Here is a 1,739-nt window from a genome sequence, read left to right as displayed (position 1 = left end):
GTAACTGGGGCAGATTGCGGGGCACAGGTGTTGCGTTCGTGATCTCGGTCTGATTCAAAATCGTATGGGCCTGTCATCGGATGATCCCTTTGAGACATTGAGCGCCGAGAGTTTGCGTCGGCTCGTCGGTGATCTGTTGCAACGGCTTCAATCGCTCGAGGACCAGGTGACCCACCTCGGCGATCAGCTCGCGTCAGCCGAGACGGCCCGGGCCGCCCTGCAAGCCGAGAACCAGGACTTGCGTGATGAGATTGCCCGGCTGAAGAACCTGCCGCCGCGGCCTCCGTTCAAACCCTCCGGCATGGACAAGGTCACGGACCAGGAGGTCCGTAAGAGCGGCGGTCAACGGCGGCGGCGTGGCCCGAAACGCGACAAGGACCGCGTCACTCGTGAGGAGGTGCTGACTGCGGCAGCCCCTCCGGGGTCGCGCTTCAAGGGATATCGAACCATCCTGGTTCGTGACCTGTCGATCTCGGCGGAACTCATCCGCTATCGGCGGGAGCGCTGGCTGACACCGGAGGGCAAAAAGGTCATCGCGCCCTTGCCGGAGGGGCTGCTTGGCGGCTTTGGCGCCAACCTGCGCCGGTTCTGTTTCGCGCTTCATGCCCAGGGGCAGGTGACGACGGAGCGGCTAACCGCGATCCTGAACGGGATCGGCATGGAGATCTCCAAGCGTCAGGTGGTGCGGATCCTGACCTCCGATCTGGATGGGTTTGTGGCAGAAGATCAGGCGATCCTGCGGGCAGGCCTCGCCACCGCGCCTTATATCAGCGTGGATGACACCGGTGCCCGACATGCTCACCGCGACGAAGTCACCACGCAGATCGGCGGCACTCGCTTCAGCGTCTTTCGCACAGGCCGCTCGAAGTCACGGCTGAACTTCCTGTCTCTGCTGCGGGCCGGGTGTGAAGATTACATCATCAACGATGCGGCACTCGACTATATGCGCCAGCGAAAGGTGGCACCGGATGTCATCGACAAGCTTGCGGCCCACCCCAAGACCTCATTTGCCTCGCAGATGGCCTGGTATGATCACCTGGTCAGGCTGCGCCTGGATGTCTTCGACCGCACCCTGGTGCGCGAGATCACCGAAGCTGCCCTGTGGGGTGCGGTGCGCCATCACGGGTTGATGGGCAACACAGTGGTTGTGTCCGACGATGCCGGACAGTTCCGCATTCCCAATCATGCCCTGTGCTGGGTTCATGCCGAGCGGTTGCTGCAAAAGCTGATGCCGAAAACACCCGAGCAGACCCGCAAGCTGGAAAGGGTCCGAGACCAGATCTGGGATCTCTACCGTGATCTGAAGCTCTGGAAGCAAAAGCCGTCCGCGAAAGAGGCGCCCGTCCTCGCCGAACGCTTCGACAACATCTTCGGGCAACGCACCCGTTACAAGGAACTGGGTCAGTTGCTCGCTCGCCTGCACAGGCGAAAAGCCGAACTGCTGAAGGTGCTGGAGCGACCCGAGATCCCGCTCCACACCAATGCCTCCGAGAACGACCTGCGGACCTGCGTCACCAAGCGCCGGATCTCGGGCGGCACGATGAGCGCTGATGGCCGTCAGGCACGCGACGTCATGCTCGGGTTGATGAAGACCTGCCGAAAGCTCGGCATCTCCTTCTTTGCCTATCTCGGCGACCGTCTCGGAATCAACGGGACCGCCGAGCGCATCCTCCCGCTGCCCGATCTCGTAGGCGCGCAGCGGGTGTAACTCACACCGCCCCGGAATCTGCCCCAGTTAC

Annotated in this window: 1 protein-coding gene; it reads left to right on the top strand. The window is 62.5% G+C overall.

Annotated features, from left to right (window positions below; genetic code table 11):
* Positions 1-64 precede the first annotated feature (64 nt).
* Entirely contained in the window at positions 65-1,708 is a 1,644-nt protein-coding gene (locus tag AAIL68_RS17395) for a transposase (RefSeq protein ID WP_347141046.1), read from the top strand.
* Positions 1,709-1,739: the final 31 nt, after the last annotated feature.

The organism is Paracoccus sp. SSK6 (assembly GCF_039770665.1).
Lineage (GTDB): Bacteria > Pseudomonadota > Alphaproteobacteria > Rhodobacterales > Rhodobacteraceae > Paracoccus.
This window is presented reverse-complemented; position numbering and strand designations above follow the sequence as displayed.

Coding starts and splice junctions, on each gene's coding strand:
- AAIL68_RS17395 (WP_347141046.1), top strand. CDS start 65: ATGGGCCTGTCATCGGATGATCCCTTTGAGACATTGAGCGCCGAGAGT.